This is a genomic window from Paraflavitalea speifideaquila, assembly GCF_032395985.1.
GTDB classification, from domain to species: domain Bacteria; phylum Bacteroidota; class Bacteroidia; order Chitinophagales; family Chitinophagaceae; genus Paraflavitalea; species Paraflavitalea speifideaquila.
Genome location: NZ_CP135920.1, coordinates 7,858,956 through 7,873,108, shown reverse-complemented (window position 1 = coordinate 7,873,108; position 14,153 = coordinate 7,858,956). Strand labels below are relative to the sequence as shown.

The following is a 14,153-nucleotide window of genomic DNA, read 5'->3' as shown; positions in this document are numbered from 1 at the left end:
ATGAAGGAAAGGCGTAGTGGGCTGGTAAAACGGGAAGCAGGATCCTAACAAAGCACTTTCTGCTATTCAGGATATCAATTTGACCATTTAAAACGTTTAGATTATTGGAACAATTGTCAATGTTAGCTACCCGTCGTAAGCGTAATAGTGTAGCCAGGTTAACTAAAAACTCTAAGATCTTCAAAGCTATTATCCACGCTATCCAGGAGAAAAAGGTAGCCATATCATATCGCTCGATCTCCGGAAAATTCCCGAAGCTATTGCTGATTTTTTTATCATTTGTGAAGCAGGCAGTACTACTCAGGTAAAAGCCATTGCTGATTTTGTGGAAGACCATGTGCGGTCGGCAGCTAAAGAAGCGCCCTATCACCATGAAGGTCATCAGGGAGCGCAATGGGTGCTTGTAGACTACGTTAATATCGTGGTGCATGTGATGTTGCCCGAAACGCGTAAATTCTACAAATTGGAAGAAATGTGGAGTGACGCAGACATGGAGGAACATAAATAATTTGATTCTTAAGGCCGGATGTTTGATATTGTGTACCGGGAGATGTTCCAAATCTGCCATTTCAACAGGTTTTTTGAACAATTTCATCGCTATATTCCTTAATTAGAAAACAAGCTGAAGTAAGTATAATATGTCACAGGACGAGTCAAGACAGAATGAACGCGGTTTCCCCGCCTACGCCCACGCGGAGAGGATAATGGCCAACGTAAAGGCCCGAAATTCAATATCTACTGGGTTTGGGCAATCATATTTGCTGTACTGGTAGCCTTTCAGTTATTTGGTTCTTTTGCCCCTGATGCCAAAGAAATTGATGAACTGGAGTTTTACCAGATGCTAGAAAAAGGAGATATTGATAAGTTAACCACGGTTACGAATAAAAACCTGATCCGGATCACCCTCACTCAGGCAGGTTACCAGAAATACAAGGACCAGTTATCCAAGAAATGGCCTGGTGTATCTGAAAAAGGCCCTCATTTTGAATTCCGGGTTATTAAAGCCGAGGAGTTCAAAAGGAGCTGAATACCTGGTATAAGGATCATCCGAGCATTAAAGAAGTACCTAATAAACCTGCCCAGGAAGGAGAATGGTTTACGTCTATTATCCAATTCCTGCTTCCGTTGGTGGTTATTATCCTCATATGGGTAATGCTGATGCGTAAAATGGGTGGAAGTGCAGGTGGTGGCAGTGGCCCCGGCGGCATCTTCAATATTGGTAAATCGAGGGCTACTTTATTCGATAAAGGCACTAAAGTAAACATTAACTTCTCTGATGTAGCCGGATTGGATGAGGCGAAAGTGGAAGTAATGGAGATCGTTGACTTTTGAAGAACCCTAAAAATATACGGCCCTGGGTGGTAAAATACCCAAGGGAGCTTTGCTGGTAGGTCCTCCCGGTACGGGTAAAACCTTGCTGGCTAAAGCGATGGCCGGTGAAGCACAGGTACCGTTCTTCTCGATGAGTGGTTCGGACTTCGTGGAGCTGTTTGTTGGGGTGGGCGCGAGCCGTGTAAGGGATTTGTTTAAACAGGCCCGCGAAAAAGCGCCTTGTATCATATTCATTGATGAAATTGACGCTATTGGTCGCGCCCGTGGTAAGAATGCGATGATGAGTAATGATGAGCGTGAAAGTACCTTGAACCAATTACTGGTTGAAATGGATGGCTTTAGTGGTGAGAGCGGTATTATTGTACTGGCTGCGACGAACCGTCCGGATGTATTGGATACGGCCTTGCTGCGTCCAGGGCGTTTTGACCGTCAGATATCTATTGATAAGCCCGATTTGAAAGGCCGTGAGCATATCTTTAAGGTGCATTTGAAACCTATCAAGATCTCTGAAAAAGTAGATATCTATAAGCTGGCTGAACAGACACCGGGATTTGCGGGTGCAGATATTGCGAATATTTGTAATGAAGCAGCCCTGATTGCTGCCCGTAAAGGCAAGCAGTCGGTAGAAATGGAAGATTTCCAAGATGCGGTAGACCGTGTAATTGGTGGTTTGGAAAAGAAGAATAAGATCATTTCTCCTGACGAAAAGAAGATCATCGCTTACCACGAAGCGGGTCACGCTATTTGCGGATGGTTCCTGGAGCATGCTTACCCGCTGCTGAAAGTGACGATCGTACCGAGAGGGGTGGCAGCATTGGGTTATGCGCAGTATACTCCTAAAGAACAATACCTGTACAATACGGATCAGCTGACTGATCAGATTTGCATGACATTGGGAGGTCGCGCCAGTGAGGAGATCTTCTTTGGCAAGATATCTACGGGTGCGCAGAATGACCTGCAGCAGATCACGCGTATTGCCTATTCGATGATCACTGTTTATGGCATGAATGAAAAAGTGGGTAATGTAAGCTTTTACGATCCTGCTGCAGAGAACTCTTTCACCAAGCCTTATTCGGAAGAAACTTCGCGCCTGATCGATGATGAGGTGAGAAAGCTGATAGAAGATGCTTATACCAAAACAAAGGAATTATTGGTTCAAAAGAAAGCACAGGTAGAAAAACTGGCAGAGGCTTTGTTAAGTAAAGAAGTATTGTTCCAAAGTGATGTGGAAGCACTGATCGGCAAACGTCCTTATGGTGAAAAGAAAATACTGGATGTGGATGGTAATCCTTCACATGGTGCAGAAGAAAGTAGTATCAGTGAAGGCGTTCCACCATATGACAGCAATGTGACGAATCATCCTTCTACTTAATTGAAATTATGAACATTTCTCCTGCAAGGGAAAGTATTCTCAAGAAGATACGGAAGGCGTTGACACAGTCAACGCCTCTTCCTTTCCGCAAAGTGAAGGTAACAGTTCGGTATTCCAACCTTCGCAAAAAGAGCTGGAAGTGCAGTTTGCCGAACAGTTTTCCAGGCTCCAGGGTAAGTTTGTTTTTGTCTCAACCAGCAGGAACTGGCCGAGCAATTGAAATATGTTACGACGCATAACAAATGGGAAAAGATCTACTGCCGGGAAGGGGTATTGAAGCGCGACCTGGCATTGAATGGTTTTGATCATTACACGCATCCGGATGTGGCCAGTTGCGATGCAGCCATTACCAGCTGTGAGTGGCTGGTGGCCAGAACAGGATCTATTGTACTGAGTGCTGGCCAGGAAAGCGGCAGGACGGTAAGTGTTTATGCTCCGATACATATCTGCATTGCCTATACCAGTCAACTGGTATATGACATTAAGGATGGCTTGCAGCAGGCGAAGGAAAAATATGGCGCCCAACTCCCTTCATTAATCACTTTTGCCACAGGACCCAGCCGCACAGCAGATATCGAAAAACGCTGGTAGTAGGTGTACATGGTCCTAAGGAAGTGTATGTATTCCTGGTAGATCAATAAGGCGATGCCTTAATTATATAATTGCTGTTTATCTTTAGGTGAGAAGGGAACGTGAAAACGGTCTTAGCTTTTACGTCTCACATTTCATCGCTTACATTTCACATTATGGCTTCTGAAATATATCAACTCTTTGTGTATGGCTCGTTGTTGAGTGGGTTCCACCATCCGGCATATGCTTATATAAGTCGCTATTTTACGCTGGTGGGTCCCGCTAAAGTAAAGGGTAAATTGTTTGATATGGGGAATATCCGGCGGCAGTTCCGGTGAATGAAGGGGCCTGGATCACCGGGGAATTGTATCAATTGAACAATAAGGATGAGTTTGCCTGGGCCATCTGCCAACTAGATGATTATGAAGGTATTTTCCCTGAAGCTGGAGAACTACCGTTGTATCGTAGAGAGCCGGTCAATGTTGTGATCAATGATCAAGAGGTGCTGGCCTGGATCTATTGGTATAACCAGGAGATCACGGATAAGCCGGTAATCAGTTCGGGCAGTGTATTGCAATACCGGGATCAGCAGGAGAAGAGAAACCAAGGGTTCTTTTAGTGTATGGAATGCTGACAACGAAAAGCCTGATAAGGCATTCACTTTTGATTATTCGCTATGAACATACCCGCTGGAAAAAAATATATTTCCTTTCTGACTTTCATCTTGGTGCGCCGGATGCGGCCGCGAGTTTAATACGGGAAAAACGGATTGTTGAGTTTTTGGATGAAGTAAAGGAGGATGCTGCTGTAATTTTCATAGTAGGGGATATGTTCGACTTCTGGTACGAGTACCGGATAGTAGTGCCCAAAGGGTATGTGCGTTTATTGGGCAAGCTGGCGGAGATCACAGATGGGGGTATACCTGTGCATTTCTTTGTGGGCAACCATGATATGTGGATGACGGATTATTTCCAAAAGGAATTGAATATCCCGGTCTATTTTGAGCCGCAGGAATTTGAATTTAATGGGCAATCTTTCCTGATAGGCCATGGGGATGGATTAGGACCGGGAGACCATGGTTATAAGTTCATCAAAAAGGTATTCAGGAACCCAGTTTGTCGCTGGTTATTTGGCATCCTACCACCTTATATTGGCATGGGGCTGGCCAATTATATGAGCCGCCGCAGCAGGGCTATGACAGGACAAACGGACGAAAAATTCTTTGGGGAAGTAGGGGAATGGCTGATCATATATTGCAAGGGGGTACTGAAAAAAAGCATTTTAATTATCTTATTTTCGGACACCGTCACTTACCCATTGACTATATTATGAAGGATGATAGCCGGTATATCAATCTAGGTGATTGGATACGTTATTATACGTATGCGGTATTTGATGGAAATGCACTCACGCTGCAATCAAGGTACCCGGAACTAGAGCAAAAGATCATCAGGGGACAAACGACCCGCTAATGCTGATGAGGGTAACGATATTATTTCTTCTTATTCATGTTTGTCTTACTGGCAAGGCACGGCAAACTTCTACTTCTGTTTCTATTGCCTCAGCCGATTCGTTTTTCATTTTGCAACAAAAGATCGCCGGAACGTTCACGGACTTTACAGTAGACAACCTGGGCAATATTTATGTGCTTAGTCAATCGGGGCAATTAAAAAAAGATGGGTCCGGGTGGTGATTCTATTGCTGTATTCAATAATGTAAGGCAGTATGGAAAGATCCATTTTATAGATGTGACGAATCCGCTTAAGGTATTGTTGTATTTTAAGGATTTTGGGACGGTAGTAACGCTGGACCGGTTTCTGAATACGCGGTCTACGCTGGATTTGCGCCGGCGGCAGTTGTTCCAGGTAAGATCTATTGGTCAGGCGTATGACAATAATATTTGGGTATTTGATGAGCTGGAAAGTAAGCTGAAACGGATTGGAGAAGATGGGCGGCTGATTGACCAATCGACGGATTTCCGGCTGATCTTTGACTCGACGCCTTCTCCTTCGTTTATAGTAGATCAGAATAAACAGTTGTACCTGTATGACGCTGATAAAGGGGTCTATGTGTTTGATTATTACGGTGCGTTTAAGAATCGCATTCGTTTAACGGGTTGGACGGATTTTTCGGTTATCAATAATATACTTTTTGGCAGGGATGCCGGTATTTTATACCGGTATGAGCCCGGTACTTTAAACCTGCAACAATACCCCATACCGGCTGCGATGCGCGATGCCCGGAAAATAAAGATCATGCCTGGTAATTTGTACCTGCTACGTGATCACCAGCTGGAGATCTATACTTACCGTTGAAATTCGTGAACCAGCAAGGCTTTTGCTTCGATGGCTTTTTATTGACCTTTGCCTGAATTGGAGATTTCGCTATTTGGCTGAGATGGCAAAGTTGATTTGTTTAAATTTGCAGCATGGACAAATTCCTGGATGGCGTTTTTCTTGATAATATGATCCGAAACTATTTATTGGTAGGCGGGTCGATATTGTTGGCACTATTATTCAAGCGATATCTTTCACGTTATATTGCGGGACTTCTTTACCGTATCATTCAAAGGTTGGCCAGTGGGGTGGATAAGAAATCGTTTGTGAACCTGGTGGTTTCTCCCCTGGAAACGTTCCTGTTGTTGCTGGTTTGTGTGGTATCGCTGGACAAGCTCAATTTTCCGAAAATATTTGATATTAAACTGTATAAAATACAGTTACATGGGCTGGTTGATGGGGTTGCGATCATTGTGATGATCGTTACGTTTAACTGGCTGTTGCTTCGTATTATTGATTTTGTAGCGATGATACTGCAGCATAAGGCTGATCTGACGCCAGACCAGACAGACAATCAGTTGGTGGTTTTCTTTAAGGATTTCTTTAAGGCGATTGTGGTGATCATGGGTGTGTTGATGGTGTTGAAGCTGGCTTTTCATTACCCGATCACGAATCTCATTACGGCATTAAGTATTGGTGGTGCTGCTCTTGCGCTGGCTACGCGGGAGAGTCTGGAAAACCTGATAGCTTCGTTCATCATCTTTTTTGATAAACCATTCATGGTGGGTGACCTGGTGAAGGTGCAGTCGATTACGGGTACGGTGGAAAAGATAGGTTTGCGTAGTACGCGTATCCGTACGGACCAGAAGACGTACGTGACCATGCCCAATAAGCAAATGGTGGACAGTATTATGGATAATCTTTCGTTGCGTACGCAGCGTCGGGCATTTGTTCAATTGGAGTTGAATAACGATACTTCTCATGAGGTGGTGAATCAGTTGATCCTGCGCATTCAACAGTTGTTTCAGCAGCGTAATGGGGTGGTAGAAAACTATACGGTATTTCTGTCGGATATTGTGAAGGATACTTATCTGGTGAATGTGGAGTTTTTCACGGCAACGATCCCTGTAGCTGATTTCAATAGTCTTAGGCAGGAGGTAAATCTAGTGATCATTGGTATGATGAAGGAAATGGGTATTAGGCTGGCTGGTAGAGAGCCGAATATAGTAATCATGAAGGAGGGATAAAGTAGGTGTGAGCTGCTGGCTTCGAGGCTTATTTGGTGGAAATAAATCATGCTACTTTGAGCTTGCAGCTCAAAGCTCATGGATTGTAGCTTACTTACAGTGAAGCTTTTATTTCGAGGAGAAATTCTTTTATTTTTGGAGGGATTGGATGAGTTCAAAGCTCTCGCGCCCTTGTTTGTTCTTCTTCAGGAAGTCTTTTGCGCCTTCGATGGTCAATTTGCGTCTACGGAGGAGGTCATAGATCAGTTCCAGATTTTTAATATCTACAGGCCTGAAATGGCGGTCGCCCTTGCGGTTCTTGCGGGGTTGGATGATATCAAACTCATTTTCCCAAAAACGAAGCAAAGATTGGTTTACGCCAAACATTTCGGCTACTTCGCCAATGGCATAGTACTGTCTTTGGAAAAGGACCTCATCGGCTGGAATGTTGACCAGATCGGCTTCGGCATCGAGTGCTTTGAGGGATTTGCGGCCCCTGGTAGACTTTTTTATGGGCTGTTTAGCTACCGGGGCGGGTGCTGGAGTAACAGGAGGGGGTGGTTCTTCTTCCTTTGGCGGCTCTACGGGTTTGAGTGATTTTACCCTTACGCCCACAGAGGCATTTTCCTGCGGTTGCGCATCGGAAAAGTCGAAAGTAATTTGGTTGAGGTTTTTTGAATCCATAGTTATTGAATGGGTAGCGGTTATTTCATAACAAATATCGTGCAGTAAAATTATGAAGAATGTTGAGGGGGTTAAAACCTTGTTTAAAACAGGTGTTAAAACGGGTGTTTTTTTGGCTCAAAAACAAGGGGTTAAACGGTGAAAAAGGTGCATAAAATGGCCCCTTAAAAGCGTCCGAAAGCCTTAATTTTCGTACATTTGCGGGAATCAACATTCTTAACTTTCACAAGCATTTTCACAAGCATTTATGGATACAGAAACCAAGGAAATTCTTACCCCCGCCACCAATGGATATGGAGCAGATAGTATACAGGTACTGGAAGGGTTGGAGGCGGTACGTAAGCGTCCTGCCATGTATATCGGCGATGTTGGCGAAAAAGGCCTTCATCACCTGGTATATGAGGTAGTAGACAACTCGATAGATGAAGCGCTGGCGGGTTATTGTAAAAATATTGTGGTTACGATCCACGAGGATAACTCGATCTCGGTAATAGATGATGGTCGTGGTATCCCTACGGGGATCAATACGAAGGAGCAAAAGAGTGCGCTGGAGATCGTAATGACGGTGTTGCATGCCGGGGGTAAGTTTGATAAGGATACTTATAAGGTTTCCGGTGGTTTGCATGGTGTGGGTGTAAGTTGTGTGAACGCGCTAAGTACTGTTTTACAGGTAACGGTACAGCGTGAAGGAAAGATCTTTGAGCAAGAGTATCGCATTGGTGTACCTCAATACCCTGTTCGGGAGATTGGTGTATCTGATGAAACAGGTACGAAGGTTCATTTCTGGCCTGATACGAGCATATTTACAGTAAGTGTTTATAAGAAGGATATCCTGGAAGGCCGTTTGCGTGAGCTGGCCTATCTGAATAAAGGCATCCGGATCGTGCTGAATGATCTGCGTGAAAAGGATGAATCGGATGTTACTTATAGCAAGACCTTCTATAGTGAAGGGGGTATTGTAGAGTTTGTAGAAATGCTTGATAAGAACGCTGGCCGCAGCCCCTGATCCCCGGATCATATTTGTGGAAGGCCGCGATGAAAAAGAGCAATGTAGCAGTAGAAGTAGCGCTTACGTACAATGATAGCTACAATGAGCACATCTATTCTTATGTCAATAATATCAATACGATTGAAGGCGGTACGCACGTATCGGGGTTCCGCCGGGCGCTTACGCGTATGTTCAAATCGTATGGCGACCGGGAAAATCTTTTTTGAGAAAGCCAAAGTAGAGATTGAAGGGGATGATTTCCGCGAGGGCCTTAGCGCGATCATTTCGGTAAAAGTGCCTGAGCCTCAGTTTGAGGGTCAAACGAAGACGAAACTGGGTAACAGTGATGTAATGGGGGTAGTGGATAGCACTGTGTCGAAAGTGCTGGAAAAATACCTGGAAGAGAATCCCAAGGAGGCAAAGAATATTATTTCCAAAGTGATATTGGCAGCCCAGGCGAGAGCGGCAGCCCGCAAGGCCCGTGAGCTGGTACAAAGGAAAAGTGTGTTAAGTGGAGGCGGTTTACCAGGTAAACTTGCTGATTGTTCGGATCGGGATCCTGAACGTTGCGAGCTATTCCTGGTTGAGGGTGACTCGGCAGGTGGAACAGCCAAGCAAGGGCGCGATCGTTCTTTCCAGGCCATTTTGCCGTTGCGTGGTAAGATCCTGAACGTAGAGAAGGCAATGGAGCATAAGATCTATGAGAACGAGGAAATCAGGAATATGTATACGGCCCTGGGGGTTACAGTAGGTACGCCTGAAGATCCCAAGGCATTGAACCTGGTTAAGTTGCGCTACCATAAGCTGATCATCATGACGGATGCCGATGTGGATGGTAGTCACATTGCAACATTGATCCTGACGTTCATATACCGTTATATGGCCGCTTTGGTAGAGCAAGGTTATGTTTATATTGCGCAACCACCTTTATACCTGGTGAAGAAAGGTAAAGACCAGGCTTACGCCTGGAATGAAGAGCAGCGCAAAGGCTGGGTAACGAAATTTGGCGCGGGTAAAGAAGACAGTGTTAACATTCAGCGCTATAAAGGTTTGGGAGAAATGAACGCTACGCAGTTGTGGGATACGACGATGAATCCCGATAGCCGTACGTTGAAGCAGGTAACGATCGAGAGCGCGGCAGAAGCCGACCGTATCTTTAGCATGCTGATGGGTGATGAAGTAGCGCCCCGTCGGGAATTCATTGAAAGCCACGCTAAGTATGCGAAGCTGGATATCTAATTGATGAATCGTCAATTCCCGCCAGTGCGGGACAAGCTGTGTATGCGTTTGCTTCGATAAGCTACAGTTTATTTGAAGCTTTCAATAAAAAAGCAGCCATCTAATCACTTCGATTGGATGGCTGCTTTTTCTTTAGGGATGATTCTTATTATCCTGATTTTCACTCATTCCCGAAAGCTTTCGGAGCAACAGGCAGTTCACAAAATCTTTTTTGAAATACTACTTGAACCTGGTTAGCACCTTGTCCATTGCCGCCGAAATATAGTCATTGTACAGGTTGCCGATACTTCCTTCGTGGGTATGATGTAATTGTTTTTTGTAATCGAAGTTAAAAGTGCCCTGCTCAATGTCGTTGCCCACCTGCTTATAAGCATCGCGGAAAGGGATGCCTTTATTAACGAGTTCATTCACCGCTTCTACACTGAACAGGTATTTGTATTTGGCATCATCGAGGATATTTTCTGTCACAGACATATTAGACAACATGAGGCATGTCATCTGCAGGCAGTCTTTCAGGGTTTCAATGGCCGGGAACAGGATCTCTTTGGTCAGTTGCAGGTCACGGTGATAACCAGAGGGCAGGTTATTGACCAGGAGGGTGAGCTCATTGGGAGTAGCTTGTATGCGATTGCATTTGGCACGGATGAGCTCAAATACGTCTGGGTTCTTTTATGGGGCATAATGCTGCTGCCGGTTGTGAGCTCTGACGGGAAGGCAATAAATCCGAAATTCTGGTTAATATACAGGCAGCAATCCATGGCCAGACGACTTAAGGTGGCAGCCACGGCACTGATTCCGGTAGCTACTACGCGTTCTGTTTTGCCGCGGCTCATTTGGGCATAGACGGAATTGGCATTCAGGGCGCCAAAATGCAGCAGTTCGGTGGTGCGGGTGCGATTGAGGGGGAATGAAGAACCATAGCCGGCGCCACTGCCAAGGGGGTTCTTATTAGCCACCGCATAGGCTGCGGCCAGTAGTTCCAGGTCATCGACCAAACCTTCAGCGTAGGCGCCTAACCACAGGCCAAACGATGAGGGCATGGCGATCTGGAGATGGGTGTATCCAGGTAATAAGTGTTGTTTGAATTTTTCGCTTTGGGCGATCAGCAGGTCGAATAGTTGTTTTACTTCTTCTTTCACGGCCAGTACTTCGGCCCGCAGGTACAATTTAATATCTACAGCAACCTGATCGTTGCGGCTACGACCGCTGTGGATCATCTTACCGGCATCGCCAATGCGCTGGGTCAATAATAGTTCTACCTGTGAGTGTACGTCTTCAACACCGTCGGCAATCGTAAATCGTGACTCGTCGATTTCCCTGGCTATGGCTTTAAGTCCGTTCACTGCTGCATCGGCATCTGCTTTGCTCATTAATCCTACTTCGCCCAGCATGGTAACGTGGGCAATGGAGCCTTCCACATCATATTTTGCCAGGAGGATATCAAATTCTTTGTCGCGGCCAACGGTGAATTTTTCTATCTGGGCAGATATAGCGGTGTTTTCTTTTTGCCAAAGTTTCATAATACCTGGTTTAAAAGTTGGATGTACAATTCAATGCCTTCTTTAATCTCCTGTATATAAATGAATTCATCGGCGGTATGGCTGCGGGCGGAATCGCCGGGGCCCATCTTGAGGGTTTGGAAAGGCATTAAGGCTTTATCGGAAGTAGTAGGGGAGCCGTAATAGGTTCTGTTGAGTGCAATGCCAGCCCTGGTAAGGGGATGGTCCAAAGCGATGGAAGTAGACCGAAGCCTGGTGCTTCTGGGTTGTACTTCACATTGTACATGGGCACGGATCACTTCCAATACTTCTTCAAAGGTATACAGCTCATTCACGCGTACATCAACCACAAATTTGCATTGGGCTGGCACTACATTATGGGCCTTATTATCGGTTTCAATAACGGTAACGCTCATTTTTACGGGTCCCAGCAGGTCAGACACCTTGGGGAAACGGTAATTCCGGAACCACTCTATATCGGCCAGGGCTTTATAGATAGCATTCTCGCCTTCTTCGCGGGCGGCATGTCCGGCTTTGCCATGAGAAAGGCAATCGAGTACCATTAATCCACGTTCGGCCACTGCCATTTGCATTTGAGTGGGTTCACCTACAATGCCGCATTCGATTATCCCTTTATCTCTGAAGGGATAATTAAACTGCTCATCTTGCAATAACGCTTCAATACCATTACGTCCGGAAATTTCTTCTTCAGCTGTTGCTGCCAATACAAGGTTGTATTTTAGATTTTCATGATCCTTAAAATACAGAAAAGCTGCTATCAGGCTAACCAATGGACCTCCGGCATCGTTACTCCCTAACCCATATAACTTCCCATCTTCAACAATTGGAGAAAACGGGTCTTTGGTGTATTTAGGATTAGGTTTTACTGTATCGTGATGGGAGTTTAATAGCAAGGTAGGCTTGGCCGTATCAAAATGGCGATTGTAACCAAAAATATTGTTGAGCCTTCGGTATCTAATAACACCGTTCTGTTTTAGAAAGAGGTCTAAAATGGCAGCTGTCTGGTCTTCTTCTTTACTGAATGAAGGGGTGGCAATCAGTTGTTTCAGCAAGGCAATGGCCTGCTCCTGTAATATGTTGATACGATCACTGCTCATTGATAATGGTTGTGCCAGAGGTTCCGGCAATTAATTGTTGTAGCTGTTCGGCTTTTCCAATGATCACTTTCTTTACACCGCTGTTGAGGGCGGCAAATGCATTGTCGAGCTTGGGGATCATGCCGGCAAAGATCTTTTGTTCGTTTTTCAATTGTTGGTAGTAAGCCGGTGTAATTGCTTTAATCACGGTATTGTCGTCATTGGCATCCAATAGTACGCCGCTTTTTCAAAGGAGTAGATGAGTTGCACATCAAAGTGCTGGCTCAATCCTTTGGCGGTTTCCTGTGCAATGGTGTCGGCATTGGTATTGAGGAGTAATCCCTGTTTGTCGTGTGTAATGGGCGCCAGTACAATGGCCATGTCCTGATCCAGTAAAGTTTTCAGGAGGGGGCATTGATGCTTTCTACATCGCCTACAAAGCCATAATCGAGTGTTGGATGCACTCTTTTGTGAGCCTGGATAGCATTGCCATCAGCACCACTTAGGCCAATAGCATTAGTGCCACGGGCTTGTAATTGGGCTACTATATTTTTGTTGATGTAACCGGCATACACCATGGTTACAATCTTGAGGGTTTCGGCATCGGTGATCCTTCGACCATCGATCATTTGCTGGGGCACCTTCATATCTTCGGCCAAGCGGGTAGCTAATTTACCACCGCCATGCACCAGGATCTTTTTGCCCTGGATAGCAACAAAGTTGGTAAGGAATGCAGCTAGTTTAGCATCATCATCTATGATATTACCGCCAATCTTGACTACGAATAGCTTTTCCAAATTCCCTGTTTAATGTTTTGCTTTTAAAATCCCGGCCAATACGGCTTGTGCAGCCCATACGCGGTTGGAGGCTTCCTGGGTTACGATGCTGTTGGGTCCATCCAGAATTTCATCGCTCAGTTCTACATTCCTTCTTACGGGCAGGCAGTGCATAACGCTGGCATTGTTGGTAAGGGCCAATTTTTCATTGGTCATCATCCAAGCCGGATCATTGGTATAAATGCGACCATATTCGTGATTGAATGTACTCCAGTTTTTCACGTATACAAAGTCGGCATTTTTCAGTGCGGCGTCCTGGTCGTGGGTAATGGTAGCGCCATTGGTAAACTGGGTATCCAGCTCATAATCTTCGGGGTGGGTGATCACAAAATCGGCCTGCCCCCAGGCATTGACCCATTGTGAAAAACTATTGGCCACGCACTGGGGCAATGGTTTTACGTGGGGCGCCCAGGTCAATACGATCTTGGGTCGCTTGCCCTTCACTACTCCGGATGCGGGGAGGCTAAGGCTTTCCTGAATGGTAATAATATCTGTTAAGCTTTGCAGGGGATGTAAGGTGGCGCTTTCCAGGCTTACCACGGGAATTCCTGCATATTTTATGAATTGCTTGATGAATAATTCGCTGTAATCGTCATCCCGGTTCTTCAGGGAAGGGAAGGTACGTATGGCCAGTACATCGAAGTATTTGCCCATAATGGGGGCAGCATCTTTTACGTGCTCTACGGTACTACCGCTCATGATGGCCTCTTCTTCAAATTCGAGGGCCCAGCCTTCCTGGCCAACATTGAAAACGATGGCTTCCATGCCCAGGTTTTGCGCCGCTATCTGTGTACTAAGACGGGTACGCATACTGGGATTAAGAAACAGGAGGCCTATGCGTTTATGAGCGCCCAGGGTTTTATCTTTTAACGGATCTGCTTTGTAAGCCAGTGCTTTTTTACCAATGCATCAATATTGGTAACGTCGTGAACAGAGATAAAGTTATTCATGATTCTTTGTTTGGCCTTTCTTCCATTTTCTGAATAAAGCGATGATCGTACATGCTATGAGCAGGTAAACAATAAACATGGGAA

Annotated in this window: 23 protein-coding genes; 15 read left to right on the top strand and 8 right to left on the bottom strand. The window is 45.3% G+C overall.

Annotated features, from left to right (window positions below):
• Nucleotides 1-223: 223 nt before the first annotated feature.
• From rsfS to RS881_RS53925, 12 genes are all read left to right on the top strand, one after another.
• A complete protein-coding gene (gene rsfS / locus RS881_RS53980; RefSeq protein WP_315824926.1) occupies nucleotides 224-508 on the top strand; it encodes a ribosome silencing factor in 285 nt (94 codons plus the stop codon).
• 225 nt (nucleotides 509-733) lie between these two features.
• A complete protein-coding gene (locus RS881_RS53975; protein WP_315824925.1) occupies nucleotides 734-1,027 on the top strand; it encodes an ATP-dependent metallopeptidase FtsH/Yme1/Tma family protein in 294 nt (97 codons plus the stop codon).
• A 98-nt stretch (nucleotides 1,028-1,125) separates the two neighbouring features.
• Nucleotides 1,126-1,332, top strand: coding sequence for a hypothetical protein (locus tag RS881_RS53970; RefSeq protein ID WP_315818362.1), 207 nt, complete (start codon nucleotides 1,126-1,128; stop codon nucleotides 1,330-1,332).
• A 49-nt stretch (nucleotides 1,333-1,381) separates the two neighbouring features.
• Nucleotides 1,382-2,704 (top strand): ATP-dependent zinc metalloprotease FtsH, encoded by a 1,323-nt coding sequence (ftsH, locus tag RS881_RS53965; RefSeq protein ID WP_315818361.1) that lies wholly within the window; start codon nucleotides 1,382-1,384, stop codon nucleotides 2,702-2,704.
• Between the two features lie 216 nt (nucleotides 2,705-2,920).
• The gene (locus RS881_RS53960) at nucleotides 2,921-3,295 is read left to right on the top strand and encodes a LutC/YkgG family protein (RefSeq protein WP_315818360.1); all 375 of its coding nucleotides are present in this window, start codon (nucleotides 2,921-2,923) and stop codon (nucleotides 3,293-3,295) included.
• Nucleotides 3,296-3,450: 155 nt separating this feature from the next.
• The gene (locus RS881_RS53955) at nucleotides 3,451-3,612 is read left to right on the top strand and encodes a hypothetical protein (protein WP_315818359.1); all 162 of its coding nucleotides are present in this window, start codon (nucleotides 3,451-3,453) and stop codon (nucleotides 3,610-3,612) included.
• On the top strand, nucleotides 3,609-3,893 hold the full coding sequence (locus RS881_RS53950; RefSeq protein WP_315818358.1) for a gamma-glutamylcyclotransferase family protein: 285 nt from the start codon (nucleotides 3,609-3,611) through the stop codon (nucleotides 3,891-3,893). Before RS881_RS53955 ends, RS881_RS53950 begins: the two co-directional genes overlap by 4 nt.
• A gap of 8 nt (nucleotides 3,894-3,901) precedes the next feature.
• Nucleotides 3,902-4,606: a UDP-2,3-diacylglucosamine diphosphatase gene (locus tag RS881_RS53945; protein ID WP_315824924.1), complete on the top strand. Its 705-nt coding sequence runs from the start codon at nucleotides 3,902-3,904 to the stop codon at nucleotides 4,604-4,606.
• On the top strand, nucleotides 4,603-4,746 hold the full coding sequence (locus tag RS881_RS53940; protein ID WP_315818357.1) for a hypothetical protein: 144 nt from the start codon (nucleotides 4,603-4,605) through the stop codon (nucleotides 4,744-4,746). The genes RS881_RS53945 and RS881_RS53940 overlap by 4 nt, the downstream gene beginning before the upstream one ends.
• A 5-nt stretch (nucleotides 4,747-4,751) precedes the next feature.
• Nucleotides 4,752-4,967, top strand: a complete 216-nt coding sequence (locus RS881_RS53935) for a hypothetical protein (protein ID WP_315818356.1) — start codon at nucleotides 4,752-4,754, stop codon at nucleotides 4,965-4,967.
• Nucleotides 4,951-5,589: a hypothetical protein gene (locus RS881_RS53930; protein WP_315818355.1), complete on the top strand. Its 639-nt coding sequence runs from the start codon at nucleotides 4,951-4,953 to the stop codon at nucleotides 5,587-5,589. Before RS881_RS53935 ends, RS881_RS53930 begins: the two co-directional genes overlap by 17 nt.
• A gap of 113 nt (nucleotides 5,590-5,702) precedes the next feature.
• On the top strand, nucleotides 5,703-6,797 hold the full coding sequence (locus RS881_RS53925) for a mechanosensitive ion channel family protein (protein ID WP_315818354.1): 1,095 nt from the start codon (nucleotides 5,703-5,705) through the stop codon (nucleotides 6,795-6,797).
• A 129-nt stretch (nucleotides 6,798-6,926) separates the two neighbouring features.
• Here the strand turns inward: RS881_RS53925 and RS881_RS53920 are convergent, their stop codons facing one another.
• The gene (locus RS881_RS53920; protein ID WP_315818353.1) at nucleotides 6,927-7,460 is read right to left on the bottom strand and encodes a MerR family transcriptional regulator; all 534 of its coding nucleotides are present in this window, start codon (nucleotides 7,458-7,460) and stop codon (nucleotides 6,927-6,929) included.
• A gap of 247 nt (nucleotides 7,461-7,707) precedes the next feature.
• On the opposite strand from RS881_RS53920, the gene RS881_RS53915 reads away from it, so the two are divergent.
• Genes RS881_RS53915 through RS881_RS53905 form a run of 3 tightly spaced genes read left to right on the top strand, consistent with a single transcriptional unit; the run spans nucleotide 7,708 to nucleotide 9,687 of the window.
• Nucleotides 7,708-8,466 (top strand): ATP-binding protein, encoded by a 759-nt coding sequence (locus RS881_RS53915; protein WP_315818352.1) that lies wholly within the window; start codon nucleotides 7,708-7,710, stop codon nucleotides 8,464-8,466.
• Between the two features lie 29 nt (nucleotides 8,467-8,495).
• A complete protein-coding gene (locus RS881_RS53910) occupies nucleotides 8,496-8,675 on the top strand; it encodes a hypothetical protein (protein WP_315818351.1) in 180 nt (59 codons plus the stop codon).
• On the top strand, nucleotides 8,650-9,687 hold the full coding sequence (locus tag RS881_RS53905) for a toprim domain-containing protein (protein WP_315818350.1): 1,038 nt from the start codon (nucleotides 8,650-8,652) through the stop codon (nucleotides 9,685-9,687). Before RS881_RS53910 ends, RS881_RS53905 begins: the two co-directional genes overlap by 26 nt.
• Before the next feature lie 219 nt (nucleotides 9,688-9,906).
• Here the strand turns inward: RS881_RS53905 and RS881_RS53900 are convergent, their stop codons facing one another.
• From RS881_RS53900 to RS881_RS53870, 7 genes are read right to left on the bottom strand one after another with little or no spacing between them, the layout of a single operon-like run.
• A complete protein-coding gene (locus tag RS881_RS53900) occupies nucleotides 9,907-10,185 on the bottom strand; it encodes a hypothetical protein (RefSeq protein WP_315818349.1) in 279 nt (92 codons plus the stop codon).
• A 50-nt stretch (nucleotides 10,186-10,235) separates the two neighbouring features.
• Entirely contained in the window at nucleotides 10,236-11,207 is a 972-nt protein-coding gene (locus RS881_RS53895) for an argininosuccinate lyase (RefSeq protein WP_315818348.1), read from the bottom strand.
• Nucleotides 11,204-12,304 (bottom strand): M20 family metallo-hydrolase, encoded by a 1,101-nt coding sequence (locus RS881_RS53890; RefSeq protein WP_315818347.1) that lies wholly within the window; start codon nucleotides 12,302-12,304, stop codon nucleotides 11,204-11,206. The genes RS881_RS53895 and RS881_RS53890 overlap by 4 nt, the downstream gene beginning before the upstream one ends.
• Nucleotides 12,294-12,515, bottom strand: a complete 222-nt coding sequence (locus tag RS881_RS53885) for an amino acid kinase family protein (RefSeq protein ID WP_315818346.1) — start codon at nucleotides 12,513-12,515, stop codon at nucleotides 12,294-12,296. The genes RS881_RS53890 and RS881_RS53885 overlap by 11 nt, the downstream gene beginning before the upstream one ends.
• Nucleotides 12,488-12,664, bottom strand: a complete 177-nt coding sequence (locus RS881_RS53880) for a hypothetical protein (protein ID WP_315818345.1) — start codon at nucleotides 12,662-12,664, stop codon at nucleotides 12,488-12,490. Before RS881_RS53880 ends, RS881_RS53885 begins: the two co-directional genes overlap by 28 nt.
• Before the next feature lie 20 nt (nucleotides 12,665-12,684).
• The gene (locus RS881_RS53875; RefSeq protein ID WP_315818344.1) at nucleotides 12,685-13,080 is read right to left on the bottom strand and encodes an amino acid kinase family protein; all 396 of its coding nucleotides are present in this window, start codon (nucleotides 13,078-13,080) and stop codon (nucleotides 12,685-12,687) included.
• A gap of 9 nt (nucleotides 13,081-13,089) precedes the next feature.
• Complete coding sequence (locus RS881_RS53870; protein WP_315824923.1) at nucleotides 13,090-13,956, bottom strand: Rossmann-fold NAD(P)-binding domain-containing protein; 867 nt, start codon at nucleotides 13,954-13,956, stop codon at nucleotides 13,090-13,092.
• Nucleotides 13,957-14,153 lie beyond the last annotated feature (197 nt).